The organism is Roseovarius sp. EC-HK134 (genome assembly GCF_902498815.1).
GTDB lineage: Bacteria > Pseudomonadota > Alphaproteobacteria > Rhodobacterales > Rhodobacteraceae > Roseovarius > Roseovarius mucosus_A.
Genome location: NZ_LR701543.1, coordinates 227,545 through 253,036, shown reverse-complemented (window position 1 = coordinate 253,036; position 25,492 = coordinate 227,545). Strand labels below are relative to the sequence as shown.

The following is a 25,492-nucleotide window of genomic DNA, read 5'->3' as shown; positions in this document are numbered from 1 at the left end:
CCCGCCGCCCGCTCCGCTGCGCGCGTATCCGCGCTACGCGGGCGGCGGGGGCCCTCCTATGGACAACCACGACAAACCCCCGCCAGGAGAACAAAAACAGCTTGATTGTCGGGATAACATCGAACCAAGTATGCACGGCCATGTAGCAGTCGACCGTGCCGCCCCATTTCTTCACCGAGGACAGGGCGTGGTGGTATGGATGTGCCATCGCCGCCCCCTCAGAAATCATGGGTGTAGAGTTCGGATGACGTGAACCGTTCGTTGAACTCGAGGTGGATGCAGCGGGCCGCGGCATCGAAGCAGAACTCGCCGTAGGCGCCGTCGTTGTTTTCCCAACCGCCATGGGTATCGGAGAGGAAATCGTAGGCGAGTTGCTCGACCACATCCTCCAGCGAGAGCTGCCGCATCTCGACCTCGGGGTCGTCCCAGGTCAATGCCGCATAGGCGATCTCGGTCGCTGGGAACTCGACGGCGGTCTCGCCGGACCAGGCGCCGATGCTTTCGATCTGGCCACTGTCCCCGGCACCGTCGAAAGTCACGGTGACATGGGTGATGCCGGCGACCATGAGGCCATCGAAGAGCCGGTCTTTGTTGCCCGGGCGCAGGGCAAGGGTCCGGGCGGTGCGTTCGGCATGCGCGGCAAGGATCACCCTGAAATCGACGGTGGAAGGCCGCAGTGGCGCGGCCAGAGTGGGTTCAGTCTGGGTCATGGATGTCTCCGTTCGGTGAGGACAGGTCAGAGCCCTCGGGTGGCGCACTCCTCTGCCCCCCGAAGGCTCAAACCCCTCCCATCCCTCCTCTGTCTCTCGGGCGTCACGCCGCGATCTGCAGAGCGCGGGCGGCAAAAACGCGCCAGAGCGGGTCGACAAGGCGGGCATCCAGCAGATCGGCACGGTGACGCAGTCGCTGCGCCAATTCAGGCTCGTGCCAATCAATGGCACGGCCAGCCTGGGCGCGAAGTTGAACCGCCTCGGTCACAACGGCCCGCGCCTCAAGAGCATTGGCGACAGGGTGACACCAAGCCACAGCGCCATGACTGGCGGCCCCGGCAAGAACCAGGCGCTGGTCGCAATCAAGGATTGCCAGAAGCTGCGGCGCTGCATCGGAGCCGTTGTCCTCGGCAAGCTCAAACGCCCCTTGCATGGCATCAGCCAAGGTCGCAAAACGCTCAACGACCACGGGGGCAGCGGTGCCCGACATCAGGGCTGCAGGCGTCCGGTGCATCCGCGTCAGCGCGAAAGGCAGGCTGGGATCAGGAGCGACAGTCGCGCCATTTGGAACAGGGCCCATCGGACGCGGGCTCGGCTGGATCGGCAGGGGAAGGTCAAACATGGCAATGTCTCCAACGGCGCGGAAAGCCACTCTCCCCGCCTCATCCGTCAAAGACCAAACCGCCACCCTCTTCCTGGAAGGGGCGACGGTGATGACCTGGCCACAGCGTCAGAGCTTGCCGAGCGCCCGCAGGCTCAGCTCCGTTCCGGCACCGACGATGATGTGGTCATGCAGCGTCAGGCCGAGATACTTGCAGCCCTTCTGGATCTCCTTGGTCATGCTGAGATCAGCCTCGGACGGCGTCGGATCACCCGACGGGTGGTTGTGGATCAGGATCAGGGCGCTGGCGTTCAGCATCAGCGCCCGCTTGATCACCTCGCGCGGATAGACCGGCACATGATCGACTGTGCCGGTCGACAAAAGCTCATCGGCGATTATGCGGTTCTTGCGGTCGAGATAGAGGACATGGAATCGCTCGATGGGACCTCGGACGGTCAGAGCGCAATAGTCCATCAGCGCCTGCCAGCTGCCGATGACCGGGTTCTGGCTGAGGTAGCGGCCGAGGATATCGCGGGCCTCGAGAATGACGGTTTCTTCCTGGGGGGTCATGAGGGTCTCGCTGAAATCTGCACACCGAAGCCCCCTGCCCTTTCGGGGCATGGCCAGCGGCGTGCATGTTGAGAAAAAGGCTACAGCGACCGCCCCGGTGTCGGGCGATCGCTGCGTGGGGGCTCTGTCAGCCGACCCGGTCGAGGAGCTTCTTGGCGCGCCCTTCCATGTCGAGGCGGGCATCCTGCTGGGTCTTGTCGCGCGCAAGCCGCGTGATGCCCTGCACGAAGTCGAAGATACTCTCGGGCGGGCGGCCTTCTTCCATCAGCACTTTCTCGATGATCTTGCCGGACTCCGCCTTCGAGAAGCCCCGCTTGCGCAGGAAATCCGCGCGATCATCATCGCTGCGCGCCACGATCTGCTGCCGCGCGGCCTTGATGCCGTTCACAAACCCCTGCGGCGAGGAATTGGCGAAACGCGTCAGCGCCGGGGCCGCCTCATGGGCAAAGCGGGAGGCGGCGTATTTCGAATGCCGGATCCGGATCTCCTGAAAATCCTCGACGCCCCAGAGGTTGCGGTTCTGGCACACTGCCCTCAGGTAGAAGCTCGCCATGCCGAGGGTCTTGGCGCCCACCTCCGAATTCCAGCAGTAAAAGCCCCGAAAGTAGAGGTCGGGAGAGCCGTCCGCCAACTTGCCCGCCTCGATCGGGTTGCGATCGTCGACAAGGAACAGGAAGACGTCGCGGTCCGAGGCATAGAGCGTGGTCGTGTCGCGGCTGATCTCGACATCGGGGTTGTAGACCCCGGTCGACCAGTCGAGCACGCCAGGCACCTTCCAGCGCGTGTCGCCCGTGCCATTGCCCGCGATGCGCTGCACGGCCTCGACCAGTTCGTGGTCATGGATGCGGCCATAGTCGGGGCCGGTGACCGCGCGCAGTTCCGTGCGGCCATCTTCGGTCTCAAAAGTCTTCACCTGCTCGGCGCGGTGGTTGGTCAGCCCGTATTGCAGGTTGATGCCCGCCAGCGGCGCGGGCAGCTGCCGCAGGTAGGAGGCCGGTGCGCCGACGATGCTGGCAAGCTGGCCGAAGGCCCAGTGCGTGGGCGCGACCGGTTCATGCGCTTTCGGCAGCATCAAGTGCAACCGTTCGGGATTATCACGCGCGGCCTCGACGCGGATGTCGGCGGTCTGCACGACCCGGCTGCGGCTGCGCTCGGACCGGCCCTTCACGTTGGCCCAGAGATCGTCGAGCGACAGATATCGCTCGTCATCGGGCCGGTTGAACCATTCGGACGACACCCGCCCATTCCGCTCACCCCGGCTCACGTCCACCTTCCAGCCACCTGCTCGCGCCGGTGCGACCGGATCCAGAACTTCTACAACACCCATCGGATATCTCCCGTGACAGGCGCCGGAAGCCACTCTCCCAACCCTCAACCTGTCACCGGGAAACCGGCACTCCTCTTACTCTCGTAGGCGGGCCATGGCGGAGAGCGGACCTTCGACTGATTGGGTTCTTTTTGCATGGGCAACTCGAGAGCGAGCGTCTGCCGTCTGGCGAAGCTACAGTTGATGTTACAGGTTCATGTGATTGACATTTCGCAGAATTTCTTGAAACGTGGTGATATGGGGTTTGCGACCGCCCCACGAGGCGCCAGCCGAAGATCGCGTTCCCGCATATCCTGACCTTAGGAGGAACGCAGATGCCTGCGCCTAACGCTATTTCATCCGAAAAACTTGCCCGCATCATCGGGACCCCACGCGCGCCGCTCTTGCTGGATGTGCGGTCCGAAGAAGACTTCGCCACCGATCCGCGCCTGTTACCCGGATCCATAAGGACTGACGACCGGGATCTTGCTACACTTGCCGTGCAGCTTGGCGGGCAGACGTCCATCGCCGTCTGTCAGGCGGGCCATCGGCGCAGCCAGGGCACAGCCGCGATCCTGCGCGCCGAAGGCTGCGCCTCGGAGTATCTCGATGGCGGGTTCGAGGCCTGGCGCTTGGCCGGGCTGCCGCTGATCGATCCTTTGAGGCTGCCCGCGCGCGACGCGCAGGGCCGCACAACTTGGGTGACGCGGTCACGGCCCAAGATCGACCGCATCGCCTGTCCCTGGCTGATCCGGCGGTTTCTCGATCCCCGCGCGGTCATCCTGTTTGTGGCACCCGCCGAGGTGGTGGGCGTCGCCGAACGCTATAACGCCGCGCCCTTCGACATCGAAGACGTGTTCTGGAGCCATCGGGGCGAGCTTTGCACCTTTGACGTCCTGCTTGCCGAGTTCGGCCTGAACATCCCTGCCCTCGACCGGCTCGCGACAATCGTGCGCGGAGCCGATACCGCCCGGCTCGATCTCGCGCCCGAAGCTGCGGGGCTGCTGGCCGCCTCGCTCGGTCTGTCGCGCATGTTCTCCGACGATCTGGAGCAGCTGGAGGCCGGGATGCTGCTCTACGACGCCTTCTACCGATGGGCGCGGGACGCAACTGACGAGACCCACAACTGGCCCACCAACAAGCCGAAGGCAGACTGATGCAGGACCGTGTTTATCCCACCCTGGCCGAGGCCACCCGCATCTGGGCCCGCATCGGCCTTCTGAGCTTCGGTGGCCCCGCCGGACAGATCGCGCTGATGCACCGCATACTTGTCGAGGAACAGCGCTGGCTGGGCGAGAAGCGGTTCCTGCATGCGCTGAACTACTGCATGCTGCTGCCGGGTCCGGAGGCCATGCAGCTTGCCGTCTATATCGGCTGGCTGATGCACCGCACGCTGGGCGGCATCATCGCGGGCGTCCTCTTTGTGCTGCCCGGCGTCATCGCCATCATGGGCTTGAGCTGGATCTATGCGCTCTATGGCAATGTCGGACCTGTCGAGGCGCTGTTCTTCGGGCTCAAGGCCGCGGTGCTGGCCATCGTGGTGCAGGCGGTCATCCGCATCGGCTCGCGCGCACTCAAGAACGGCGCAATGGTCGCCATCGCCGCCGCGTCTTTCGTGGCGATCTTCGGTTTCGCGGTGCCGTTTCCGCTGATCATCCTGCTCGCTGGCCTCATCGGCTTCTTCGGCGCGCGGGCGGGCCTGCCAGCATTCCATGGGGGCGGCGGACACGGCAAGGTCGGCAAGGTCCAGGTCGATGACGCCGATACGCTGCTGGGCGAGGCGTCTCCCGAACACACACGGGTCAATCGGGCTTGGGCATTTCGCATCTCGACGGTGTTCCTCATGCTCTGGCTGGCCCCGGTTGCCCTTCTGTTCGTCCTGCTCGGCCCTGCCAATGTCTTTTCTCAGATCGCAGGCTTCTTCAGCGTCATGGCCGTCGTCACCTTCGGCGGCGCCTATGCGGTGCTGGCCTATGTCGCGCAGGAAGCGGTGCAGAATTTCGGCTGGCTCGCCCCAGGTGAAATGCTGGACGGTCTCGGCATGGCGGAAACCACGCCCGGCCCCCTGATCATGGTCACGCAGTTCGTGGGCTTCATGGGCGCGTTCCGCGAGGCGACCGGGCTGTCGCCCCTCGCGGCCGGCACACTGGGCGGGCTTCTGACGACTTGGGTGACATTCACGCCCTGCTTCCTCTGGATTTTCCTCGGGGCCCCCTTCATCGAGCGCCTGCGCGACAACGCGCTCCTGACAGCCGCGCTGACCGCCATCACCGCAGCCGTGGTCGGCGTCATCCTGAACCTCGCTGTCTGGTTTGGGCTTCATGTGGTTTTCGACGAGGTAAGGACGATCGCATCCTTCGGGCCCGATCTCGATGTGCCTGTCTGGTCCTCGATCAATCTGGCGGCTGCGGCGCTGGTGCTTGGCGCCGTTCTGGCGGTGTTCCAGTTCAAGCTTGGCCCAGTGACGGTTCTAACTGGCTGTGCGCTGGCAGGGATGGCGCTCGCTGCCCTTGGCTGGACATGATGTCGTCGACATGCCGGATAGAGGCACCCGACTCCAGGAAGAGTGCAAAGCAGTTTGCCCAGCCGCCAAAGGCCGAGATCGCCCCGAACCCGGCGGGTTGTCCCGCCGGGCCCAAGGGGAGACCCCGTTCTCAGAACGGGATCTCGTCGTCGCGGTCGACCAGCTCGGGGTTTTCGCTCTCGGCCGACTTCGGCCGGCTCAGGAAGTCGACCTTCTCGGCGATGATCTCGCAGCCGTAGCGGTCGTTCCCCATGCTGTCGATCCACTTGGTGTAGTGGATGCGGCCGTGGACGAGGACCTTCATGCCCTTTTCGCAATGCTCCGCGACCGTCTTGCCGAGACCGTTGAAGCAAGTGATGCGGTGCCATTCGGTGTCCATGACCCGGTAGCCGTTCTCGTCGCGCAGGACGCGACCTTCCGAGAGGCGGGGGCGAGAGGTGGCGAGGCTGAAGTTGGTGATGTTGGTGCCGCCCTGGGTGGTGCGGGTTTCGGGTTTTTGACCGATGTTGCCGGCGAGGATGACGATGTTCTGCATGATTAGCTCCTGTGTTTCCTGTCTTTGGGACCGTCCCTTCGACAAGACCCGGAAAAAGCCCGTCGGGTGACGCGTGCACGGTGAACGGAACGGACGCCGGAAACCCCCAGAGGACCGGGGTGGAGCGGGCAGGACGCCACAGGCGGCCAACACGGCCCGGGCTGACGCGGGGTTGCGCGCAGGAGACCGAACGGGGTTAGGGGATTGTCAGTCGAAGGGATGGACCAGAAGACAGAGATGCGCGGGGAGCCCATGCCAGACCCTGTCATCCTGCCAATCGGGACAGCCTGACCCCCAATTCAGCACCTCCCTGGCGACGAAACGGCGATCAACAGCTTCGGCCACCCCTGCCCCAGCCTTCCGGGAGTTGCGGCGCCTTGCATCGACGGGCTATCGATACCGGATCATTCAGGACACGGACCGCACCAATGGCTGATTACGATCTCGAGGCACTGTCGCTCAGCGAGCTAAACAAAATGAAGAGGGACGTCGCCAAGGCCATCTCCACGTTCGAGGATCGGCAGAAGGCGGAAGCCCGCGCCAAGGTGGAAGCAGTCGCACGGGATCTGGGCTACTCTCTTGCCGAACTCGTGGGCACCAAAACGAAATCCTTGCGAGCGCCTGTCGTGGCGAAATACCGGCACCCTGAAAACCCGGCACTCACCTGGTCCGGCCGAGGGCGCAAACCGCAGTGGTTCGTGGAAGCACTGGAAGCGGGAAAGACCGCGAGCGACCTCGCCGTCAGTTAAAGGCCTGACCTACGCGATCGACCCTGAACCGCCTTTCTATACAGCATCGGGAAATGACAGGGCTGGACAGAGCGGACAATTAACTGCCGAATCGGGGATCGTCACACTTTCATGGATCCGGCTTTGCAGTGCTACTTCACCACTCGCAGCGCCGGTTTGTGCGGCTCATTAACGGCCCGTTGATCTGGCGACAGTCGGAAAATAAGGGCCTCGATTTCCCCCAAAGGAATCCCAAGGTCTTTGGCGATGTCGTCCTTAGTCATGCCCTTTGACCAAAGAGCGGCCAAGACCTTTGCGAGCACGGTCGAAACCTCACGCTCGATTCCGTCTGGCTCGCCGCTTCGATAGCCTCGCTTCCCAAGCTCGATCAGCAAAGAACGGTAGTTCCATTCGCTGATATAGCCCAGAGAATTGAGGCGGTATGCCAAGGCCATGGCCGATACCTTCCAACGCTTCTTGGCCGAAATGATCTGCCCAACTGTGAAAAGGTGCGCATAGTCCATCATGTCGTTTTCGGGCATGAGGAATGCCGATGCAAATCTGTCGGCCTGCGTCTCTGCCTCTTTGTCGGCTTTCGACCCTGCGTGGTGATGCAAGACAAGGTGTCCAAGCTCATGTGCCGTATCAAAGATGGACCGTTCCGCCGTCTTCTCTTGGTTCAAGAAAACATAGGGATGTTCCCCGCGCCAAAACGAGAAAGCGTCAACATGCTTGGTCGCTTCCGACAGGGAAAGGACGCGAATACCCTTTGACTCGATCAGCTTGAGAACGTTTCCTATAGGCCTGTCGCCTATGCCCCAATGCTGGCGCAGAAGGCGGGCGGCGACATGCGGGCGGCTGCGCTCTTTGCTCAGGTCGATAAGGTCGGCGGCGGGCAGGTTGAAGCGGGAGTCGATCCACTCGTAAAGCTCGATTCCCAACGATCCCGCTGCTTCTGCAGCTCGGCGCTCTTTGGCCTTCATCCGCGACAGACTGCGGAAGCTAACGGCGTCGGTATCAATACGCTCTGGCGCTTCCCGGTAAAAGAAATCAATTGGATAGGAAAGCGCGAACGCCAGGCGCTTCGCTGTCGCTTCATCGGGCGGATGCCCGTTTTCATACTTTGAGAGAGTGACCGCAGACACGCCTACGCGCTCTGCGAGTCCCTTCGCTGTCAGCATCCGCCGTTCGCGGGCTGTTTTGAGACGATCTGCGTTGAACATTAGTGTTTGAAGGAAACGGTGATGTCGAAGTCTTCAATGGGGCCGGTATCGGTTTGCGGGTCTGCCTCCCAGTCGCTGTCAGGCGAATAGATGTATATCCGTTCCATCCAGTGAACAAACTTACCCTTTTCGATCACGGGACAAGACAGTTCCACACTGCCATCAAGGCCAACCATGACATAGTAGGTACGGATACCGTCCTTCAATACGGCGGTGAGGGGGCCGGGTTTCATACCTGCGTTGACGAACAAATCGGGTCCAGAAAGGCTTTCCGCGCCGCTACCCTTTTCGGAGCGTGGCAGGGGCGGCATATTGACACAGCATTTATCAACGTTCTGGAAGCCAATGCGGACAGTGCGATCACGTTTTACAACCGCTTCAATGCCGCAAGTTCTGTCCGGCACGTAGTCAGGACCGACAAGCTGCTGGCGGAGTTCGCCAACGCCGTGAATGTAAGACAACATTCCAGCCGCGTTGAGCGGCATGGAGGGGCTGGCGTCGTCCCCATAGGCGCGGGCGGTTTGTCCGATAGCCATGATCTGCTGGCGAGTGACGCCAAAGTCCTCAAGGCGGGTTTCAACGTCCACCAGCGTGGAGACGATCACGGTGTTGAATGACGGCAATGCTCAGCCCCTTTAAGATTTTCTACATCATACGATGTTGTGTTTCTTAAAGGCAAGTGAAATTTTCCCGATGCTTCGATGGTTGTAGTGTCAGCCCGCTGCTTTGCGCTGCCATTCGTGCGCTTCGCGGTGAAGGTCGGCTCCCAGCGGCCTGTGCGCACCACGATCTGCGCCAGGGTGGCACACCGGCGTGCCTCAGATCGGCATCGCCGATCACTTGGTCGGCGATAGGCCCGGAGGCGCACCTGCGCCGTGCCCGGGCCTTCGGGAAGTGAGGCCAAAGCCTCACCCGAAGGGATCGTACTCCGAGACGATCACGACCTCGTCGCCGTGGATTTCATCGGCGGGGACGGCGCCGAAGGTGCCATCTCCTGCCTGGAAGACGACGATCGAGACCATGAGCGTGGCGGCGAGGGAGGCGGCGAAGGCGTGTGCATCTTTGCGGGACATCTGTTTGGCTCCTGTCTTGGAGGCGGGGGACCATCCCCCGCGCGACAGGACCTCGAAGGCCCGAATACTGGCTGACATCACCGGGTGCGTTCGGCTCGTCCGAATCCATCCGGCGGCACGGGCTTGCCCGTAGTCCGACCCCTCGCGGGTTGATCTCGAAGACGGGATTCGGGCCAAGGAAGGGAATGGCGAGCGGGGGATGGTCCCCCAACGTCAGGAGCCGGTTGTCCTGCTGATGTTTGGAACGCCGCCAGCCTTCCGGCCTAGATCTTGGTTGAAGACGTCCTTCCTTGGGGATGGTTCCTTTGGCGCCCCGCGTCATAGCGGGACGAGGGTGTGGTCGGTGAGAGGCCCGCGCTGAGGCGGGCCCTCGGTTTCAGTTGGGCTCAGGCGGCCAGGTCCGCGCCCCCTGCCCTTTCGCCCTCTTCATTGCCGACGATTTCAAGTCGCGCATTGCGGTATCCTTCTTTGGCGATCCAAAGCTCGGCCGCAGTGACGGACTCCGCTAGATGCAGCAGCTCCGTGTTGCCGCCGAAGTCCAGAAGCACGCGCACCTGCCCGGGCTTCGGCTCCTCGGCCACCTCGAAGACGAGGGCGCTGTCAGCGGAATGGCTGCGCATGATGGTGACGAGGATCACCCCGTCCGAAGCGAAGTTGCCTTCATGCAGCGTGAACGACGCGGGAGCAGTCCAGGTCGCGTAAGGCCGGGGTGGCTCCTTTTTTACAAGGCGGCCGACACCGTTCGAACGCTCCCAGGCCGCCAGCTTCTTGGTGAAGCGTGCCGGTGGCTTGGGGCTGCCGTCAGTGTAGCGAATGAGCGCCCCGAGGGGTGCGGTGTCGATGATGGTTGTTGCAGACATGATTCCTCATTCTGAATGCGAGTAATTGCATTCATCTTATTGATATTGTTATACTATAGGGTGATTTGGGGCGGAATCTCCGCCCCCCACTGGATCACGTTATTCGGCGGCCAGCATCGATGCGCCTTGAGCAAGCAGGTCATCCGTCAGGAATGCAGGAAGGTCAGCTTCACTGACGCTGTCAGCCACTTCGGCATCCGCCCCCTGCCCTTCGGCACGGTCCTCACCGTCCAGCGCCACGAGATCGTTCCGGCGCAGGACCTCGGGCAACCAGCCGCTGCCCTTCAGCAGGCGCTCGGCCTCACTGGCCATCTCGCTTTTCTTCAGGTGATCGAGGAGCTGGGCAGTCCCCTCCCCTTTCGCCTCCCGCACGGCCTCGAGGATGCGGGCCTTGGGCACGCGGTTGAGATAGGTGTCGACCGTCGGCTCCCAGCCCGCCTCGACCATATCGAGATCTGTGGCACGCGCCACGAGATCGGAATGCGCCATCCGCCGGGTCAGACCGCCTGCGGAGATGCCTGCACCGTATGGGTTCACCTTCTCATGCAGCGCGTTGACGCCGAAGCTGAGGCAATGCGCCAGCAAGGCCAACCGACTGCCCTGATCGAGGTCCGTCAGATAGTCCCAGAGCGCTGCATCATCGCCAAGCGGCAGATCGGCTTCCCATTCCGCATGACGCTCGTCGACCAGCTTCGCCACCACGCTGTCTTTCAGATCGGGCGCTTGCGCTGACATATAGACCTGACGCACGGATGCCTCGAGACAGCTGCCCGAAGCAGATGAGGTGCGGAAGGTGTCAGTCACCAGCTTCAGGAGCAGGAGTGTCAGCGCGACATCCGGCGAGCGCCCGATCGCTTCACGCAGCGCCAGCGTCCGGTGGGCCGTCAATTCCATGACCAACCGCTCGGGCAGTGGCTTCAGCGCTCCGTCATCCTCATCCTCCGGCAAGTCAGCTCCGATCGGCTGGCCACCCGACATGATGACGGTCCCGCCATGAGCGGCACTGCCATAGCCATCGGTGAGATCGCGATCAGCCCCCTGCCCCGCCACCGCAGGATCAGTACCATCCTCGCCCGCGGTCTCCTCAACGGTCTCATCCTCTGGGCGTACATACCCGCGATAGACGGCCAGAGCGCCGTAGCGGTCGAGCGTGACGAACGCCCCTGCCCGCCCGATCTCCTCCGCGTCGAAGATCAACGGCCGGGTCTCAATCTTTTCCATCTCCGTTTCCAAAACGCCAAGCCGCGTGTCGATCTCGTCGGGGATGTCATCATGCCCTGCGTATTCCTCCTCAAGCGCCCTATACTCGGCGAGCAGCTTGGCATGGGCCGCGCCTTCGTCATCCGTCATCGGTGCCGGATCGCCGGACAGGGACCGCAGACCGTGGCTGTATCCATAGGGCAGGTCGAGTGCGACCTCGATCCACTTCCAGCCCTCAACCGCAACCGTCTCAGCCTCGGCCTGGAGTTTTTCCGTCACCAGCCGATTTAGCAGAGCAGGGTCTTCGAGCCAGCCACCATCATCACCTTGGAACAGGTCATGTAGCATCGTGCCGCCCGCCGCTTCATAGGCCTCAACACCCACAAAGACCGCGCGTCGGTCAGACGCCCGGACCGAGGTCTCGGTCAGCATCCGCCGGATTTGGAATGGCTCCTTGTTCCAGGATGAATGGATCACATCCCAGACCTGAACCTGACGCGCGTGATCGGGGTTCACGGTGAAGGCCATGAGCTGCTCCAGTGTCATGTCATCCTCGGCATAGACCTCAAGCAGGGCAGGGGCGACGGCGGCGAGTTTGAGGCGCTGCTTCACGATCTGCGGCGTCACGAAGAAGGCGGCAGCAATCTCTGCATCGCTCTGACCTTTGTCCCGCAGCGCCACAAACGCGCGGAACTGGTCGAGCGGGTGCAGCGCGACGCGCTGCATGTTTTCTGCAAGGGAATCGTCCTCGGCCAGGATGTCGGACGCAGCATCGCGCACGATGCAAGGAATGGGCGTCGTCTTCGCCAACCGCTTTTGCTTCACCAGCAAGGACAATGCCTGGAACCGGCGACCCCCGGCCGGTATCTCGAACTTGCCGGTCTCGGTACCATCGTTAGCCAAGACGGGCCGAACGCTCAGGCTCTGCAAGAGGCCGCGGCGGCCGATGTCTTCGGCCAGTTCCTCGACGGACACGCCAGCCTTGATGCGCCGCACATTGGACTGGCTCAGCACCAGCTTGTCGAAAGGGATATCCCGTGAAGGGGACAGGGTAATTTTCTGGACAGCTTTCGTCATCAGATCTTCTCCACGACGGGCGCCGGAAGCCACTCTCCCGATCTCACTTCCCGTCACCCTCAAACCAACACTCCTTTCCCTCTCGATGACCTTAGGGTTGGAACTATCCGGGAAAATTTGCCGGAGGATCGAAGACTACGCTCAATTACAAACTGGTTGAGTGAGCGTGATAAGACCATCACGTCCCTTGCCTCATCATAGCGTCGAGGTAGGCGTTGTTGTTTTTCACCTGTCCTGTGCTGGCTCTCAAAATTAATTCGTCGAGTGCAATAAGGAGCTGCCCTGGACCTCGTTCTCTAAGGTGTTTCATGATCCTGCCCTGTTCTATTCTTAGCAATCTTCCGACATCGGCCAATATTTCGAGAACTGATTGATGATCTCTTGGTTCATGCGGGAAGAAGTCCGATACGTTTTTCAGGTCCGTCCATGCCATAATTGTTGGATCTCGGCGTTCCTGAAAACCAGAGGTGCAGTGTGCATCTGCTCTATCTTTTTTTATATTCAATCTTGTGGGTTCTACGTGCCGGACATTTTGTCCGTCGTCGCCAGACATTTGGTCGGGCATTGTTTCCTGAGCGTCATGGTTTCCGGCCGGAAACTCTCTGATGGTCGCTCCGATCAACTCTGCCAGCCTCTTGATAAGCTCTATGATTTCGTCGGCTTTGAGAGTTGCACGGCGTAGGATGTTTCGTACGTTCTGGAGAAATGAGACAGTCTCAACATCCTTTGCTTGGCGCAAAGCCTCAACACGAAGAGCCAGTGCCTCCGCCTTGAGTGACCGTAGCTTTTCCTGATCGCCCACAAGCTGTTCTGCGTGTTCGGTGAGCTCTCTTTCCCGATCATACATTGGCTGCAGATCGAAGCCAAAGGCATCTCTGATCAATCCACCGTAGCGAAGAGGGAACCGTTTGCGGGTTGCGCTATCCCTGCGCTGGATCAGCCCGGCATCCACGAGGTGTCCGATACACCGTCGAATCGTTCTCTCGTTCAGGCCGTTCGTTCTCTCAGACAATGATGCGTTTGAGGGAAAGACGATAGTCATTGGAGCTGTTTGTCCGGCCTTCTTCGGCATGAAGCTGATCAAGGCCTGCAGTGTTACCAGATCATTTGGTGTCAGACCGAGTTCTTTGCGAAGCGCTCGGATCGGCTCGATTACCCTGTACGGGTTCGTACCGGGTACAGACGATCGTTCCGCCAAGGCGGGTGTGTGAGAAAATACCTGTCTCATGATGATTTCGGCTGAAAAAGCCTACCCGTTCACCGCGAACGGTGTTGAAAACGATTCGGCTTCGGGGTATCAATCAGGTGTCTAAGCTAATCGAGGCCCTTCGGAAGCACTGCTTTCGGGGGGTCTTTCCTTTTCTGGCCTGTCCTCCTTTCTGCTCAGTTTTTGTTATCGTCTATGTCAGGACCATCAAGATCCTGATCCCTGCCGGAGACTGGGTTACCTATGGGTTCCATTTTCTCTGGGGTAATGATCTGCCCTGGACCAGCGGCCTTCGCGTTCGCCAACGCTAGAAGAGCGGCCTCTGGATTCTCAGAGATCCACTTATGAAGCCCGTCATCTCCGTTCTTGACGGTGATGATCACGTTTCTTTTGGTGACCTTCACCATCCCGAGTTTTGTCTTGATCGCCGATGGGGCAGGGGGCTTGTGCTGTTTCAGGAGCCCTTCGAAGATCGCAAAGCGTTCGTCGGAGGTCTTGCCTGAACCTCTGGATTCCATGAGAGCATCATGGAAGTCTCGGTTTCCGGCCGGAAACCCTTCACCTCCAGAGAAGCCAAGGCTCTCATAAGACTTTGCGGCAGCATACCAACGATCCCGTCCAACCCCGTGTGCCGCCCCGATCTTTTGGATGAGTTCAGTCGGAATACAGGAAGTGACTTGTTTCATGCGAGCAAGTCCCGTGAGCTTGTCACCGGCTTTCCTGGCTTTCTGATCGATGTTGAGGGCGTCACAGACCAGTCCCTCATCCTTGCCGGACTCTATGAGAGAACGTGCAAAAAGGGCTTTCTCGATCCAGCTGAGGTCTTTTCGGAAGCTGTTCTCTTGGCCTTGTGCAAGAATCGCTTGATCCTCATCCAAGCCTCTGATGAGAGCCTTTGCGGGCTTGCCAATAAGTCGAAGGGCCGCTAATCGCCTGCGCCCATAGATGATCCTGTACCGCCCCCCTTCGGGGCTCAGAAGTATCGGGATAAGCTGTCCCTGCTTGTCAATGCTTTCAGCCAGTTCCCTGATGTCATCTTCGTCATCCAGGGCCAGACGATCCTGGAACTCGGAATCATCAATGAGGTCGGTACTGATTTCTTGAATTGAAGATTGTGCCGCATCCTGAAGAGAACGGGCCATTCCCGAAAGGGCAGGGGCTCGTGACTGGGTTCGAGTCGGAGAAATCGACGAGCTCTGCTGCTTTTCTTCATCCTCGGGAATGTCGAATGTGACTTTGCGGGCCATTACTTGCGCCCCCATGCCGTTTTGATGAGCCCTTCGACCTCCGCCACAACCCCGTTGATGGACTCGATAGCCCGATCGTACGTCTGGCGATGAAAATCCGTTCTGGCGATCTCGAACAGTGTCTGTTGCGTGAGCCCAGCGTCAGAGACTGCGGAGGATTTCAGGAAAGGCTGAGTAAGAACGTCATCCGTGAACATGGTCCGCAGGAATGCCGCCATCTGGGTTTGGGGGCCGTCATTGGGCTCGAAACGAGTGATTAGAAATCTCATGAAGTCCCAGTCGGGCGATGCGCCCACATCAGCAATTGTTGCCATGAGGCTGGATGTGAGCTGCAGGAATTGGGCCATCGAGGCGACGTCAAGCATGCTTGGAATGACAGTGACGACTAGGGATGTCGACGCTACCAAAGCCGATAGTGTGGTAAACCCGAGTTGCGGTGGGCAGTCGATGACGACAATGTCGTAGTCTGTCTCGACTTCATTAATGCAAAGGGCAAGCCGCTGATAGAACGGCGGCCTGATATTGTTTCGAAGGGCGTGTGCGGTTTCGGTCTCGAACTCAGAGAGCAGCAAGCCGGCCGCGGCTAGATCGAGGTTGTGGAAATACGTTTTGCGCACAACGTCTCTAAAGGGGATAGGGTCCTCGTACCGAAGGGCATCGTACACCGTTCCGGCCTCAGGGAAGTCGATTTCCGGCCGGAAACCGAACATGGTGGTCATTGAGGCTTGTGGGTCGAGATCAATTGCCAGAACCCGATAACCATCAAGGGCAAGCTTTTGGGCCAGATGGATCGCTGTTGTCGTCTTCCCTGCGCCCCCTTTGAAGTTGGCGATCGAAATGATCTGGATATGCTCCCCATCCCGACGACGAGGAACGATATGCTGGAACTTGGTGCTTGACCGGGCTATTTCGTGGCGCGCTATATCGATTTGCTCTGCAGTGTAGAACCTGCGGCCGCGGGCGTCTGTCTCGATTTCACCGAGATCGAGCTTGTCCTCGAAAAACATCTTCCGCAAAAAATCTTGGCTTACGCCGAGGATCTGGGCAACTTCCGTGGATGAGAAGCGTCTGAGAGCCTTTCGTTCATCAGGTAGAAACGACTTGCGCATATTCACATCAAGCGATTTGCTTAGACGTGTCGCCATCGTCTGGATCTTTTGATCCATTCTGATCCGCTGCTCGTTCATGCCCGTCCCGCCGCCCGTCTTCCGGGTCTATCTTGAGAAGGAACGCAAAACCGCCGGAAACTGATGGTTAGCGTTCTTCCGCAAAAATGTCAGGAAAGCGTTTGACAGGCAAGGATTTTTTCAGATGGTGGGCCGGTATCCGGTGAAATCATTTATTTACAATGACTTATCTTATTTCGCGGATCCAGCGCGTCAAGTGCTTGTGTCGCTGCCATCACTTAAACGCAAGATGTACCCGATTCACATAGGCGGTTTTGCTTCCAAAGAACGAATCTGAGTCTCTTAGATCATTCCCAGTCTCTCAGCCCGTTCCAGCAGCATCTTCACCGAAGAAGGCTGCCATCTTGTTCGGCCACGAGGCGTGCGTTCGCGCATAGATTCCAGCCGTTCACAGATCGCTTGAAGCGTGATGTCGGGATCTGCGCCCTTGATGCCAGCAATAATTGCGGGCAGGCGGTCGTCGGTTTCGCGGCGCCCGGCGCGGGCCAGCACCTCGGCAGGCAGGAAGCCGTCGCGGACATAGGCCTTCACAGCGCGCAGCAGGCGGCTTTGGGTCCAGCGACGCGCCTCGGGCAAGGGGCCGTTGACGATGCGCACCACGTCTTCCCAAGCCAAGTCGGGGCGTAACCGGCGCACATGGGGCACCCAATCTTGTGCCGTCTCGTTCAGACGCTCCATGTAGCCGTCCTGTCGCGCCAGCCGCACCTTGCGAAGAGCGGCTGGGTCTTTGGCCCGCAGCCCAGGGTTCCCGCCCACGCGGCCCTTTGTGCGCGCGCTGGCGAGGCCGGCCTTGGTTCGTTCCCGGATAAGGGCGCGCTCAAACTCGGCCGCAGCCCCCAGCACTTGCAAAGTGAACTTGCCCTGCGGGGATCCGGTGTCGATGGGGTCTTGAATGGAACGAAAGAAAGCACCCTTGGCCTCCAGCCGCTCGATCACCTCCAGCAGATGTGACAGGGACCGCGCGAGGCGGTCGATCCGCACGACGACCAGCGTGTCGCCTTTGCCGATGCGTTCCAACACCCGCGCAAGCACCGGTCGCGCACGATTGCCGCCCGAGGCCTGTTCTTCATGGATCTCGGCGCAACCCGCGGATTTCAGGGCCTGCGACTGGGGCAGGGGTGTTTGATCCTCGGTCGAGACCCGAGCGTAACCTATCAGGGGCACCAAAACAGTCTTTTTGCAGTTTCATACATCACTATTAAACGACCATTTGCCTGCGGGTGCGGGTCGATTGGTTTTCCCAACCCACCTTAACTACTCTACCTTTTGGGTTGGTTGCGTCTTGACATGAACAAGTTGAGCCGCCATTTATCTAGACAGATAGCTAGCTAGCATGGTGAAAAACGATGTGGACTGTTCAGGATGCAAAAAACAAGTTCAGCGCGGTGGTTGACGCAGCACTTGCCGGCACGCCGCAAGAGGTGACGCGCCGAGGCAAGCCAGCGGTGGTCGTCCTGTCTTCGGATGAGTACCACCGGCTCCTGGAGGGTGCGGTAAAGGCGCGCGAGAGCTTTGCAGAACATCTGATGGCATTTCCCGGTGGGGATATCACGCGCGCCTCGGCCGCCCCGCGTGATGTAAGCTTCTAATGTACATTCTCGACACTAACGTCATCTCGGCCGTGCGCCGTCCGGACCGAGCTCCGCAAGTGGCGGCCTGGTTGCGCGGCAAGGCTGAGCAGGAACTTTTTCTGAGTGTTATCACGCTAGGCGAAATTGAGCGCGGCATTCGCCAGCAGGAGACCCGCGACCCTATGTTTGCCAGCGATCTCCGCATGTGGCTCGATCGGACGGTCTTGCTATTCTCGGACCGACTGCTTGCTTTTGAGGCCGAGGATGCACGCATCTGGGGGCGGCTCTCAGCCGAGATTGGCCATACCGGTGCTGATCTGATGATCGCCGCGTCGGCGCTACGTCATGGCGCTGTCGTCGTGACCGGGAATATCACTGACTTTGCGCCGACCGGTGCTGCGTTGGAGAATCCGTTCTAGGCTGAATGCCCTGTGGTAGGGCAGGGGGGTCACAACCCCGCCGCTTTGGTCAGGTTCACCCGGAACCGATCACGACGGCGCTGGTAGCGGCGGGTCATCTCGGCCGAGGCGTGTCCGAGCTGTTTCTGGACGTAGCGCTCATCAACTTCGGCTGAACTGGCGAGGCCGGCGCGCAGCGAGTGACCGGAGAACAGCGCCAGACGCTCTTTCTCGGGTAGATCGGATCGGATGCCAGCGTCCAGGACAGTGTGTTTGATCAGGCGGGCCACATGTTTGTCGTTCAGCCGCGTTTCCGAGGCGCGTTTGCCATCACGCGAGATGCTGACGAAGACAGGGCCGAAGTCGATCTTGGCGAAGTGCAACCACTGTTCCAGAGCATGCACGGGGCAGGTCTGGTCCTTGGAGCCGCGGCCGACCTCGACTTCGCGCCAGCCGGTCTTGGCGTTGAGCCTCAGGAGCACGCCCTTCTCGAAGATCTCGATCCAGCCGCCGGAATCTGGTGTGTCGTCTTTGTGCACATCAAGACTGACGATTTCTGAACGGCGCAGACCTCCGGCGTAGCCCAAGAGCAGGATCGCCCGATCCCGCAGCCCGCGCAGGTCGAAGGGCAGGGTGGCCACCATCGCGAGAATATCCTCGGCCAAGATGGCTTCCTTTTGTACCGGGGGCCGTGCGTGCTTGCGCTTGATCCCGGCCAGCACTGTAGCGATGTGCCGGTTCTTGCGATCGAGCGTGAACCCCCGCTGAGCGTAGTTCCAGGCGAGGCCCGAGAGGCGCCGGTCGATGGTGCTGACCGATAGGGCAGGGGAGGGGCCCGAGCCGGACGCTAGGTCCGCAAGGTAGAGCCCGATCATCTCTGGGGAAGGCGGCAGTGGTTCCGTACCCTTCATCCGGCACCAGCGCGTGAAATGCGCCCAGTCCTTGGCATAGGCTTTCAGCGTGTTCTCTGAGGCCGCGGCACGGGCGTAGTCGCGAGCGGTGTCGACCAACCTGTCGAGAACGCCGGATCCAGCCACAGAGGAAGGGAGGCTCAAGGCCTCTCCGTCCGGGCGATCTCTCTCGTTGCTCTCGTTGATCGAAGGCCCGTTTGCCGCCTCTGAGCTCGATTTTGTCGGTCTGCCGGAGTTCTTGAGACTGCGTTCCATGTGTTTTCAATAGCTTGCCTGTGTCGCATTTCTGAAACCGATTCAAGGTATGTGAGACTGGACGCCGATTTGAATCACCATTGGTGAGACTATCCGGCATCCATGCACTGAGTAAGTTATGTCCGATAATTTTCCAGCTGACAAGGATTGGGAAGAGGCGGAGTTTCGCGCCCGGGTGCTCGCGGAGCTGCCGGCCCAGCTGACTCAGGGCAATGTCGACTGGGCCATACGTCAGCTAAATGTCAGCCGATCCACGCTTTTTCGTCTGGTGAAGCAGTTCCGCGAGGACGGGCGGACCAGTGCACTTCTGCCGGACACCCGGGGCCCCAAACCTGGCATGCAGCCGCTGGACCCGGCGGTGGAAGAGATCGTGTCCCGCCACTTCAAGGGGCTTTATGCCACCCGCCGCAAACCTACCAGAATGCGGTTCTGGCGGGAGGTCGCCGCCGATTGTCGGGCTCAAGGGCTGGCACCGCCCTCGATCCGTCGTCTGGGGCGCTGGCTGGAGCAACATGACCAGGCTAAGCTGATGGCCCGGCGAGAGGGCAAGGACAAGGCCGAGCGGCGCTATCTGGCCACGCCTGGGATGCTGGTCGCGAACGATCCGCTGGATATCGTCCAGATCGACCACACCAAGGCTGACGTGACAGTGGTAGATCCAGTGACACGACGGCCGCTCGGTCGGCCTACGCTGACGGTCGCGATCGACGTGAATACCCGCATGGTTCTGGGGTTTTACCTGTCACTGGAGCCGCCATCGCTACTGGCCGTCGCACTGTGTCTGACCCATGCGGTTATGGACAAATCGCATTGGCTCACCGCGCGTGGAATCAGCACGGATTGGCCAACGCGGGGCATCCCGAACGCGATTTATGTTGACAATGGCGCCGAGTTCCATGCCCGGGCTTTTCAGCTTGCCTGTTCCGAATACCAGATCGATCTCCAGCACCGTCCTCCGGGAACGCCGCGCTACGGTGGGCATATCGAGCGGCTGATCGGCACCATGATGGGTACGGTGCACCTGCTGCCGGGGTCGCATTTCTCGAACATCTTCGAGCGCGGCGATCTCGATGCCGAGGCCGAGGCGGTGATGACTCTCGGAGAGCTAGAAACCTGGCTCGCCCTCGAAATCACCGGCTCGTACCACGTGCGGGTCCACTCTGCGCTGGAAACCACACCTGCGGCGGCTTGGGCGGCGCGGGTGGATGAGGCGAGGGTCCGCATGCCGGCCGATCTGCGCCAGTTCCTGGTCGATTTCCTGCCCTCCGAGCAGCGCGTTTTGCAGCGCGACGGCCTGCATCTCTTCCACATCCGCTATTGGGCGGACGAGTTGCGCTGGCTGATGGGCCGGGAAAGCCGCAAATTCACGGTTAAATACGATCCGCGTGATCTTTCGCGCATCTTCGTGCTGACAGAGAACGGGATCATCGAAGCGAGACCGGCGGATCTGACACGGCCTGCGATCACGCTCTGGGAGCACCGCGCCGCCCGGCGCGTCTTGCGCGAGACTGGACGCCGGTCGGTGGATGAGGAACTGATTTTCAGGACGATAGAGGCGCAGCGCAACCTCGTCGACAGCGCCGAGCGGCAGACTAAGACGATGCGGCGCCATCAGGCTCGGCGGTCGCATCTCGCCCCTCTGGCGATGATCGATGTGACACCGGATATCGCCGCGCGAGAAGCCCTGCCTGCGCCGGAAGGGGAGGGGAGCCCGTTCCTCAGCCACCCCGGCTTCAAGGTTGAGGAGTGGTACGAGGATGACTGAGTTCCCGCATCTCTATCCGGGAGCCGGCAAGATCGCCGCACTGAGCGCCGAGGAGCGCATTCACCGGATCCGCGCCGACCGCTGGGTCTCCTATCCCAGGGCCGAGGCTGCCTTGGAGAAGCTGGAAACGCTGATGTCGTTTCCCGAGCGCGCCCGCATGCCGAACCTGCTCATTGTCGGCGACAGCGGCATGGGCAAGACTATGATCATCGAGAAGTTCACCCGCGATCACGCGTCGAGCTTCGACGAGGCCAGTGGACGGCTGCATATGCCGGTCGTCGCGGTCCAGATGGTATCCGGACCCGACGAGTCGCGCTTCTATCGCCGGATCCTGGCGGCGATCGGAGCCCCCGAGCCGCCGCGGGCGACACTGTCTGTGCTGGAAAGCCTGGCCTTGCGCCTGCTCGCCGAACTGCGCCCGGGGATGCTGGTCATCGACGAGATCCACAGCCTGCAGGCGGGGACGATCCGCGAACAGGCGCGATTCCTGAACATGCTGCGCTTTCTGGGCAACGAGCTGCGCATCCCGCTGGTTTGCGTCGGCACCGCACATGCCCGCAACGCGCTGCGCACCGATGATCAGCTGGTGCGTCGCTTCGAGGCCTTTGCCCTGCCGCCTTGGCGGGAGGGCGAGGATCTGAACGGGCTGATGAGCACGCTCACCCGCACGCTGCCGCTTCGGCGCCAAAGCCAGATCGACGGACACGCGCTCGCGCGGATCATCAAGGTGACCGGCGGTATCACCTCGGGCATCTTTTCGATCCTCTCGCAGCTGGCGATCGCCGCCATCGAAAGCGGCGAGGAACGCATCCTCTCGCGCGATATTCTGGGCGGCGACCGGTTGCAGGCGGTACTGGGAGAGCCGGTGTGACGGGGCGCGGGCGCCTGCCGGTTGTCTACGCCCCCGACACCGACGAACGGCTGTCTTCCTGGGCCGCGCGCATGGCCCCGTTCTACGCCATGACGGTTTCGGAATTCGTCGCAGCACTTGGCCTAAAGGGCCGCGACGTGTTCGACCTGGAATGGCGTCTTTCAGAAGGGCAGGGGGCTCTGATCGAGACTCGGACGGGCCTTTCGCCCGAAGCGGTGCAGGCCATGACTTTCCGGGAGTTGGTGTCTGCGGCGCGCATGATGATCGCCCGAAAAAACCGGTCTCCGTGCCCGCTCTGTCCCGAAGATCTGCATCGCAAAGCCGTCGCGCTGCCGTGGCGATTTCGCTGCCCGGTGCATGCTGTGGAGTTTCGGGACGCCACCGGTGAGACCCTGTCCGACCGGTTCGGAACGGATCGCTTCAAGAAACTGGAAGGGTATGCCGAGGCCGGTGCCGCGCATCTCGATGCTTGGGCGCGCGGCGCGGGGCAGGGAGACCTGAAAGCGCCCGAAGTGCTTCAGGTTCTGACGGCGCGGCATCGCCGGGCCTCGCCCCCGAACGTTTGCGAGCAGCCACGAATGTCTCTCAAAGACCGCCGGGACTATCATGATTTTTTGACCACGCCGATCCTCCGACAGGCGCTCACGGTCGTAGTTCCCGAATATGATCAGGTGGCGCCGGTGCTGGCCAAGCCGGTGCGTCCCGGTCTGCATAGCCTGGCGCAGGGCTCGCTGTTGCAGTGTTTCGCGCTGACGACCGGCATCGGCCGGATCATTGAGGATCCGGTTAAATGTGCTATCTCAGTCTTGCTCGTGAGTGACGCGGAAGGGCAGGGGCGAGTCCGGGCGGCGCTTGAGACATGGCCTCTCTCGTTGAGGCGACGCATCTCGGCCCGGTTCTGGCGCGCTGAGCGCGACGAGAGAGCACGTCAGACTGCCGAAAAAGCCGCGCGACAGCACCAGTCTCACAAATACCGCACCATCCAGTCTCATAAATACCGGTACAGAATCTCATGAACCCCGACTCGTTTTTCAGAGAAGTGCTTGAATCTCATGAATTCCGGCTATCCGACACTGCTATTTGTGAGACTGTCCATGTTTTTGAGTATATCATTTTATGTCCGATAATGCAAACTTATCGGACATTATGGCAAAAGATAGAGTGAGGCGTTTTCTGTGCTATTTTCTGGAGAAAAGCGCCGCGATGGTTTAGGCTTCAGTCATGACATTTGCCCGACCGGAACACTCCATCGACACAGACACTCTACCCCGGATGCCCGCCTGGGTCACCTCGGCACGGGTTGAAACCCTTGAAGATGTGGCGTTTTTGTCGGGCGCTGCGTTGAACCACTTGCATGTTGTGCTGGGATGCGCGGAGGTGCCCCAAGCCTTGTTGCGGGAGCGGCTCGCGCTGTGCGCAGCTGAGGCTTGTGTTGCGTTTTCTGGCCGACGGGAGCGGGCAGGGGAACTGCGCGATGCAGCGCACCTTCTGCGTCCCGGCGATCTACCCGGACCGGCAGGTGAAACCTATCTGATCTGGCGGCGCGCGGTGGAGCGGCCGGTGGCGGTCAAGGCTCTGGGCCGAGCCTTGTCGGCCTTCGAGCCGGGCCAGATCGCGACGTGGCTCGATGCGGGGGTGGGGGCGCCGGTCAAACGAGCAGCACTGGTGCTGGAAGCTGTTCTGCGCGAGGCGCCACGTGCTGACGAAGCTGCGCTGATCCTCGCGGATGCTGCACTCGCCCAGGCGCTTGGTTGGGATCATGTCGTGCCGCTGCTGGCGGCTGGCCTGAAACGTGCCGACCTGCGCAAGCAAGGCGACGAATTGAAGCTCGCTTGTCATCGGGCGCTCGTGTCATCGGCGGCCGAGGCCGTGCGTCTCTCCACCAACCTCACGCGTCGGGCGGCGCATCTGAAGGCGGTCGCACCAAAGCTTCGGGCCAAGGGGGCGGCCGACGCCGTCGAGATATTCCTGAAACAGGACGCGGTCGCTCCCTCAGTCTTGCCTTTGCCGGACCGCGCGGCGCGGCGGCTCTGCGACCGGCTGGTCGATCTCGGCGCTGTGCGCGAACTGACTGGCCGCGACACCTTCCGGCTCTACGGGGTGTAACGATGGCCAAGGATCGCTCCGAGCCTGAATTTGACCGCGAGTTGTCCGACTTGCCGCCGGAGCTGCGCTGGCGCGAATGGATGCGGCGGATCGAGGCGGTACTGTTTGCCTCTGCCTCGCCTGTACCGCGCGAGGATCTGGCGCGCATAGTGGGGCAGGCGACCTCGGTTGATCTGCTGATCGAGGATCTTGCCGCCGATCTAGAAGGGCGGGCGTTCGAGATTGCCATGGTCGCAGGGGGGTGGATGTTCCGGACGCGGTCTGTTTACGCGCCTGCGATCCGCTCCGCAGCGGATGTCGGGGACCAGTTGCTGGACCTGAACGAGTTCGACGTCGCGATTTTGGCGGCCATCGCCTACCATCAGCCAATCACGCGCGATGGGCTGAAGGACATCTTCGGCAAGGAGATCGGTCGGGACCTGATCGGGCGGCTCCATGCACACGGTCTGATTGGAACTGGGCCGCGCGCGCCGCGTCGTGGTGCCCCCTATACCTTCGTGACCACAGACGCGTTCCTCGCGGCCTTCGGGTTGGAGAGCTTGCGGGACCTGCCAGATCCTGAACAGCTGAATGATGCCGGGCTGGCCGCGAGCGCCTGAAACTCACCGGGAATTTTTACAGCGCTTGCCGCTGCTGATCGAGCCGCGCGGCCGCCTGAACGAGATCCGCCAAATTCGGGCCAGCGGTGTTAGAGCAAGGCCCAGCTTTGGGCCGAGGCAGGACGGCATCGCTGAAAGATGTGACCAGTCCGCCCCAAGCTGGCGCAACCTGAGCGACGCGTTTCCAATAAATGATCGCGGAACTTCTTCGCGTTCCGAACGGCGTCGATTGCCCGTCCGTCAATTGCCGAAACAGCTGATAGCGATCCCGATGAGAGAGGCGCGCGATGGACATTGGCCGTCGACTAAATTGAAAGCAGGCTGATCCAAGAAAGTCCGGGAGTGATCGCCCCTCTGCCATTCGATGCCCTGATGCCTGCAGACGAAGCAGATCGTCGATCAGACGCTCAAGACGCCGAACCCCATTGGTGGCAGGACGGGTGCGTTTGCATAGGGCCGCGCCGCACCAGGCGCAGATCTGATGCGGCACAAGACGCTTCTGGCTGAACGGAGCCAATCCTTGTCCGCAGGATGGGCACCTGTCCCGAAGTCGGCAGCCGTGGCGAAAGCAAGAAACGCGTGTCGCGAGGCGCCAGTCTCGGCGAAAATAGGGCGTTTCGTCTTCCGCCAGACAGGCCGGGCAGAATTGCAGCCAGGTCGCCTGCGTCTTTGGTGCGCAACTCTGCTGAGGCGATGCCCGCAGGGGCAAACGCAGCACGGCCAAAGGGTCGGGAGCATTAGTCAGAGCCGTTATGTCTTCCAGAGGTATGTGGGTATGCTCTTCCAAAAGCTGCAGGATGCGACCGGGCAATGCCCGATCAAGCCGCGCCGACCAGTTCTCACCCGGCGCTTCGAGAAGCGCACCAAAATAGTGCGGAGGTATGCCGTTTGCGTAAGCGAGGCGGTGCAGCCAACTCGACAGAAGTTCACCTGGTGCGGGCATAATGCTCATGGGCCAACGGTTTCCC

General features: G+C 61.1%; 26 protein-coding genes and 1 pseudogene. 10 read left to right on the top strand and 17 right to left on the bottom strand.

The features are described from left to right. The 5 genes and pseudogenes from GC127_RS22980 to GC127_RS04020 form a co-directional block, all read right to left on the bottom strand. Nucleotides 1-208 (bottom strand): annotated as a pseudogene (locus GC127_RS22980) (hypothetical protein); the annotation flags it as partial. Between the two features lie 10 nt (nucleotides 209-218). Further along, nucleotides 219-710, bottom strand: coding sequence for a DUF6878 family protein (locus GC127_RS04035; RefSeq protein ID WP_151976593.1), 492 nt, complete (start codon nucleotides 708-710; stop codon nucleotides 219-221). Nucleotides 711-813: 103 nt separating this feature from the next. Next, nucleotides 814-1,332, bottom strand: a complete 519-nt coding sequence (locus tag GC127_RS04030; protein ID WP_151976591.1) for a DNA repair protein RadC — start codon at nucleotides 1,330-1,332, stop codon at nucleotides 814-816. A gap of 108 nt (nucleotides 1,333-1,440) precedes the next feature. Next, nucleotides 1,441-1,881 carry a RadC family protein gene (locus GC127_RS04025; protein ID WP_114276349.1) on the bottom strand — a complete coding sequence of 147 codons (441 nt, stop codon included), beginning with the start codon at nucleotides 1,879-1,881 and terminating at the stop codon, nucleotides 1,441-1,443. Between the two features lie 127 nt (nucleotides 1,882-2,008). Beyond that, on the bottom strand, nucleotides 2,009-3,208 hold the full coding sequence (locus GC127_RS04020; RefSeq protein WP_151976589.1) for a DUF932 domain-containing protein: 1,200 nt from the start codon (nucleotides 3,206-3,208) through the stop codon (nucleotides 2,009-2,011). Nucleotides 3,209-3,522: 314 nt separating this feature from the next. Here GC127_RS04020 and GC127_RS04015 point away from each other — a divergent pair, with 314 nt between their 5' ends. Beyond that, nucleotides 3,523-4,344, top strand: a complete 822-nt coding sequence (locus tag GC127_RS04015) for a sulfurtransferase/chromate resistance protein (RefSeq protein ID WP_109535017.1) — start codon at nucleotides 3,523-3,525, stop codon at nucleotides 4,342-4,344. Next, nucleotides 4,344-5,711, top strand: coding sequence for a chromate efflux transporter (chrA, locus tag GC127_RS04010; protein WP_151976587.1), 1,368 nt, complete (start codon nucleotides 4,344-4,346; stop codon nucleotides 5,709-5,711). Before GC127_RS04015 ends, chrA begins: the two co-directional genes overlap by 1 nt. Nucleotides 5,712-5,841: 130 nt before the next feature. Here the strand turns inward: chrA and GC127_RS04005 are convergent, their stop codons facing one another. After that, nucleotides 5,842-6,246 carry a single-stranded DNA-binding protein gene (locus GC127_RS04005; RefSeq protein ID WP_151976585.1) on the bottom strand — a complete coding sequence of 135 codons (405 nt, stop codon included), beginning with the start codon at nucleotides 6,244-6,246 and terminating at the stop codon, nucleotides 5,842-5,844. A 428-nt stretch (nucleotides 6,247-6,674) separates the two neighbouring features. Between GC127_RS04005 and GC127_RS04000 the strand changes: the two genes are divergently transcribed. Further along, nucleotides 6,675-6,995 (top strand): H-NS family nucleoid-associated regulatory protein, encoded by a 321-nt coding sequence (locus GC127_RS04000; protein WP_151976583.1) that lies wholly within the window; start codon nucleotides 6,675-6,677, stop codon nucleotides 6,993-6,995. A gap of 131 nt (nucleotides 6,996-7,126) precedes the next feature. Here the strand turns inward: GC127_RS04000 and GC127_RS03995 are convergent, their stop codons facing one another. The 9 genes from GC127_RS03995 to GC127_RS03960 all read right to left on the bottom strand — a co-directional run bounded on the left by GC127_RS03995 (nucleotide 7,127) and on the right by GC127_RS03960 (nucleotide 17,212). Then, nucleotides 7,127-8,197: an ImmA/IrrE family metallo-endopeptidase gene (locus GC127_RS03995; RefSeq protein ID WP_067296439.1), complete on the bottom strand. Its 1,071-nt coding sequence runs from the start codon at nucleotides 8,195-8,197 to the stop codon at nucleotides 7,127-7,129. Beyond that, complete coding sequence (locus tag GC127_RS03990) at nucleotides 8,197-8,820, bottom strand: hypothetical protein (RefSeq protein ID WP_151976581.1); 624 nt, start codon at nucleotides 8,818-8,820, stop codon at nucleotides 8,197-8,199. The genes GC127_RS03995 and GC127_RS03990 overlap by 1 nt, the downstream gene beginning before the upstream one ends. 285 nt (nucleotides 8,821-9,105) lie before the next feature. Continuing rightward, nucleotides 9,106-9,270 (bottom strand): hypothetical protein, encoded by a 165-nt coding sequence (locus GC127_RS22740; protein WP_199861184.1) that lies wholly within the window; start codon nucleotides 9,268-9,270, stop codon nucleotides 9,106-9,108. 386 nt (nucleotides 9,271-9,656) lie between these two features. Then, nucleotides 9,657-10,130 (bottom strand): hypothetical protein, encoded by a 474-nt coding sequence (locus GC127_RS03985; protein WP_151976579.1) that lies wholly within the window; start codon nucleotides 10,128-10,130, stop codon nucleotides 9,657-9,659. 99 nt (nucleotides 10,131-10,229) lie between these two features. After that, on the bottom strand, nucleotides 10,230-12,407 hold the full coding sequence (locus tag GC127_RS03980; protein ID WP_151976577.1) for a ParB/RepB/Spo0J family partition protein: 2,178 nt from the start codon (nucleotides 12,405-12,407) through the stop codon (nucleotides 10,230-10,232). Nucleotides 12,408-12,585: 178 nt separating this feature from the next. Next, a complete protein-coding gene (locus GC127_RS03975) occupies nucleotides 12,586-13,635 on the bottom strand; it encodes a helix-turn-helix domain-containing protein (RefSeq protein WP_151976575.1) in 1,050 nt (349 codons plus the stop codon). A 155-nt stretch (nucleotides 13,636-13,790) separates the two neighbouring features. Further along, a complete protein-coding gene (repB, locus tag GC127_RS03970) occupies nucleotides 13,791-14,861 on the bottom strand; it encodes a plasmid partitioning protein RepB (protein WP_151976573.1) in 1,071 nt (356 codons plus the stop codon). After that, entirely contained in the window at nucleotides 14,861-16,048 is a 1,188-nt protein-coding gene (gene repA, locus GC127_RS03965) for a plasmid partitioning protein RepA (protein ID WP_099828095.1), read from the bottom strand. Before repA ends, repB begins: the two co-directional genes overlap by 1 nt. A gap of 282 nt (nucleotides 16,049-16,330) precedes the next feature. Further along, complete coding sequence (locus tag GC127_RS03960) at nucleotides 16,331-17,212, bottom strand: recombinase family protein (RefSeq protein WP_151976571.1); 882 nt, start codon at nucleotides 17,210-17,212, stop codon at nucleotides 16,331-16,333. A gap of 182 nt (nucleotides 17,213-17,394) precedes the next feature. On the opposite strand from GC127_RS03960, the gene GC127_RS03955 reads away from it, so the two are divergent. Together GC127_RS03955 and GC127_RS03950 are read left to right on the top strand one after the other, a co-directional pair. Beyond that, the gene (locus tag GC127_RS03955) at nucleotides 17,395-17,637 is read left to right on the top strand and encodes a type II toxin-antitoxin system Phd/YefM family antitoxin (protein WP_093036999.1); all 243 of its coding nucleotides are present in this window, start codon (nucleotides 17,395-17,397) and stop codon (nucleotides 17,635-17,637) included. After that, on the top strand, nucleotides 17,637-18,038 hold the full coding sequence (locus GC127_RS03950; protein WP_151976569.1) for a type II toxin-antitoxin system VapC family toxin: 402 nt from the start codon (nucleotides 17,637-17,639) through the stop codon (nucleotides 18,036-18,038). The genes GC127_RS03955 and GC127_RS03950 overlap by 1 nt, the downstream gene beginning before the upstream one ends. Nucleotides 18,039-18,067: 29 nt before the next feature. On the opposite strand, the gene GC127_RS03945 is transcribed toward GC127_RS03950, so the two are convergent. Next, the gene (locus GC127_RS03945; protein ID WP_151976567.1) at nucleotides 18,068-19,183 is read right to left on the bottom strand and encodes a tyrosine-type recombinase/integrase; all 1,116 of its coding nucleotides are present in this window, start codon (nucleotides 19,181-19,183) and stop codon (nucleotides 18,068-18,070) included. Between the two features lie 118 nt (nucleotides 19,184-19,301). Here GC127_RS03945 and GC127_RS03940 point away from each other — a divergent pair, with 118 nt between their 5' ends. The 5 genes from GC127_RS03940 (at nucleotide 19,302) to GC127_RS03920 (ending at nucleotide 24,524) form a co-directional block, all read left to right on the top strand. Beyond that, nucleotides 19,302-20,948, top strand: coding sequence for a Mu transposase C-terminal domain-containing protein (locus GC127_RS03940; RefSeq protein ID WP_151976565.1), 1,647 nt, complete (start codon nucleotides 19,302-19,304; stop codon nucleotides 20,946-20,948). Beyond that, complete coding sequence (locus GC127_RS03935; protein ID WP_151976563.1) at nucleotides 20,941-21,819, top strand: TniB family NTP-binding protein; 879 nt, start codon at nucleotides 20,941-20,943, stop codon at nucleotides 21,817-21,819. The genes GC127_RS03940 and GC127_RS03935 overlap by 8 nt, the downstream gene beginning before the upstream one ends. Continuing rightward, a complete protein-coding gene (locus GC127_RS03930; RefSeq protein ID WP_151976561.1) occupies nucleotides 21,816-22,835 on the top strand; it encodes a TniQ family protein in 1,020 nt (339 codons plus the stop codon). The genes GC127_RS03935 and GC127_RS03930 overlap by 4 nt, the downstream gene beginning before the upstream one ends. A 205-nt stretch (nucleotides 22,836-23,040) precedes the next feature. Next, nucleotides 23,041-23,925, top strand: coding sequence for a DUF1403 family protein (locus GC127_RS03925; protein WP_036562691.1), 885 nt, complete (start codon nucleotides 23,041-23,043; stop codon nucleotides 23,923-23,925). A gap of 2 nt (nucleotides 23,926-23,927) precedes the next feature. Beyond that, nucleotides 23,928-24,524, top strand: a complete 597-nt coding sequence (locus GC127_RS03920) for an SMC-Scp complex subunit ScpB (protein ID WP_036562694.1) — start codon at nucleotides 23,928-23,930, stop codon at nucleotides 24,522-24,524. 16 nt (nucleotides 24,525-24,540) lie between these two features. Here the strand turns inward: GC127_RS03920 and GC127_RS03915 are convergent, their stop codons facing one another. After that, entirely contained in the window at nucleotides 24,541-25,476 is a 936-nt protein-coding gene (locus GC127_RS03915; protein WP_197055929.1) for a TniQ family protein, read from the bottom strand. Nucleotides 25,477-25,492 lie beyond the last annotated feature (16 nt).

Coding starts and splice junctions, on each gene's coding strand:
- GC127_RS04035 (WP_151976593.1), bottom strand. CDS start 710: ATGACCCAGACTGAACCCACTCTGGCCGCGCCACTGCGGCCTTCCACC.
- GC127_RS04030 (WP_151976591.1), bottom strand. CDS start 1,332: ATGTTTGACCTTCCCCTGCCGATCCAGCCGAGCCCGCGTCCGATGGGC.
- GC127_RS04025 (WP_114276349.1), bottom strand. CDS start 1,881: ATGACCCCCCAGGAAGAAACCGTCATTCTCGAGGCCCGCGATATCCTC.
- GC127_RS04020 (WP_151976589.1), bottom strand. CDS start 3,208: ATGGGTGTTGTAGAAGTTCTGGATCCGGTCGCACCGGCGCGAGCAGGT.
- GC127_RS04015 (WP_109535017.1), top strand. CDS start 3,523: ATGCCTGCGCCTAACGCTATTTCATCCGAAAAACTTGCCCGCATCATC.
- chrA (WP_151976587.1), top strand. CDS start 4,344: ATGCAGGACCGTGTTTATCCCACCCTGGCCGAGGCCACCCGCATCTGG.
- GC127_RS04005 (WP_151976585.1), bottom strand. CDS start 6,246: ATGCAGAACATCGTCATCCTCGCCGGCAACATCGGTCAAAAACCCGAA.
- GC127_RS04000 (WP_151976583.1), top strand. CDS start 6,675: ATGGCTGATTACGATCTCGAGGCACTGTCGCTCAGCGAGCTAAACAAA.
- GC127_RS03995 (WP_067296439.1), bottom strand. CDS start 8,197: ATGTTCAACGCAGATCGTCTCAAAACAGCCCGCGAACGGCGGATGCTG.
- GC127_RS22740 (WP_199861184.1), bottom strand. CDS start 9,270: ATGTCCCGCAAAGATGCACACGCCTTCGCCGCCTCCCTCGCCGCCACG.
- GC127_RS03985 (WP_151976579.1), bottom strand. CDS start 10,130: ATGTCTGCAACAACCATCATCGACACCGCACCCCTCGGGGCGCTCATT.
- GC127_RS03980 (WP_151976577.1), bottom strand. CDS start 12,407: ATGACGAAAGCTGTCCAGAAAATTACCCTGTCCCCTTCACGGGATATC.
- GC127_RS03975 (WP_151976575.1), bottom strand. CDS start 13,635: ATGAGACAGGTATTTTCTCACACACCCGCCTTGGCGGAACGATCGTCT.
- repB (WP_151976573.1), bottom strand. CDS start 14,861: ATGGCCCGCAAAGTCACATTCGACATTCCCGAGGATGAAGAAAAGCAG.
- repA (WP_099828095.1), bottom strand. CDS start 16,048: ATGAACGAGCAGCGGATCAGAATGGATCAAAAGATCCAGACGATGGCG.
- GC127_RS03955 (WP_093036999.1), top strand. CDS start 17,395: ATGTGGACTGTTCAGGATGCAAAAAACAAGTTCAGCGCGGTGGTTGAC.
- GC127_RS03950 (WP_151976569.1), top strand. CDS start 17,637: ATGTACATTCTCGACACTAACGTCATCTCGGCCGTGCGCCGTCCGGAC.
- GC127_RS03945 (WP_151976567.1), bottom strand. CDS start 19,183: ATGGAACGCAGTCTCAAGAACTCCGGCAGACCGACAAAATCGAGCTCA.
- GC127_RS03940 (WP_151976565.1), top strand. CDS start 19,302: ATGTCCGATAATTTTCCAGCTGACAAGGATTGGGAAGAGGCGGAGTTT.
- GC127_RS03935 (WP_151976563.1), top strand. CDS start 20,941: ATGACTGAGTTCCCGCATCTCTATCCGGGAGCCGGCAAGATCGCCGCA.
- GC127_RS03925 (WP_036562691.1), top strand. CDS start 23,041: ATGACATTTGCCCGACCGGAACACTCCATCGACACAGACACTCTACCC.
- GC127_RS03920 (WP_036562694.1), top strand. CDS start 23,928: ATGGCCAAGGATCGCTCCGAGCCTGAATTTGACCGCGAGTTGTCCGAC.
- GC127_RS03915 (WP_197055929.1), bottom strand. CDS start 25,476: ATGAGCATTATGCCCGCACCAGGTGAACTTCTGTCGAGTTGGCTGCAC.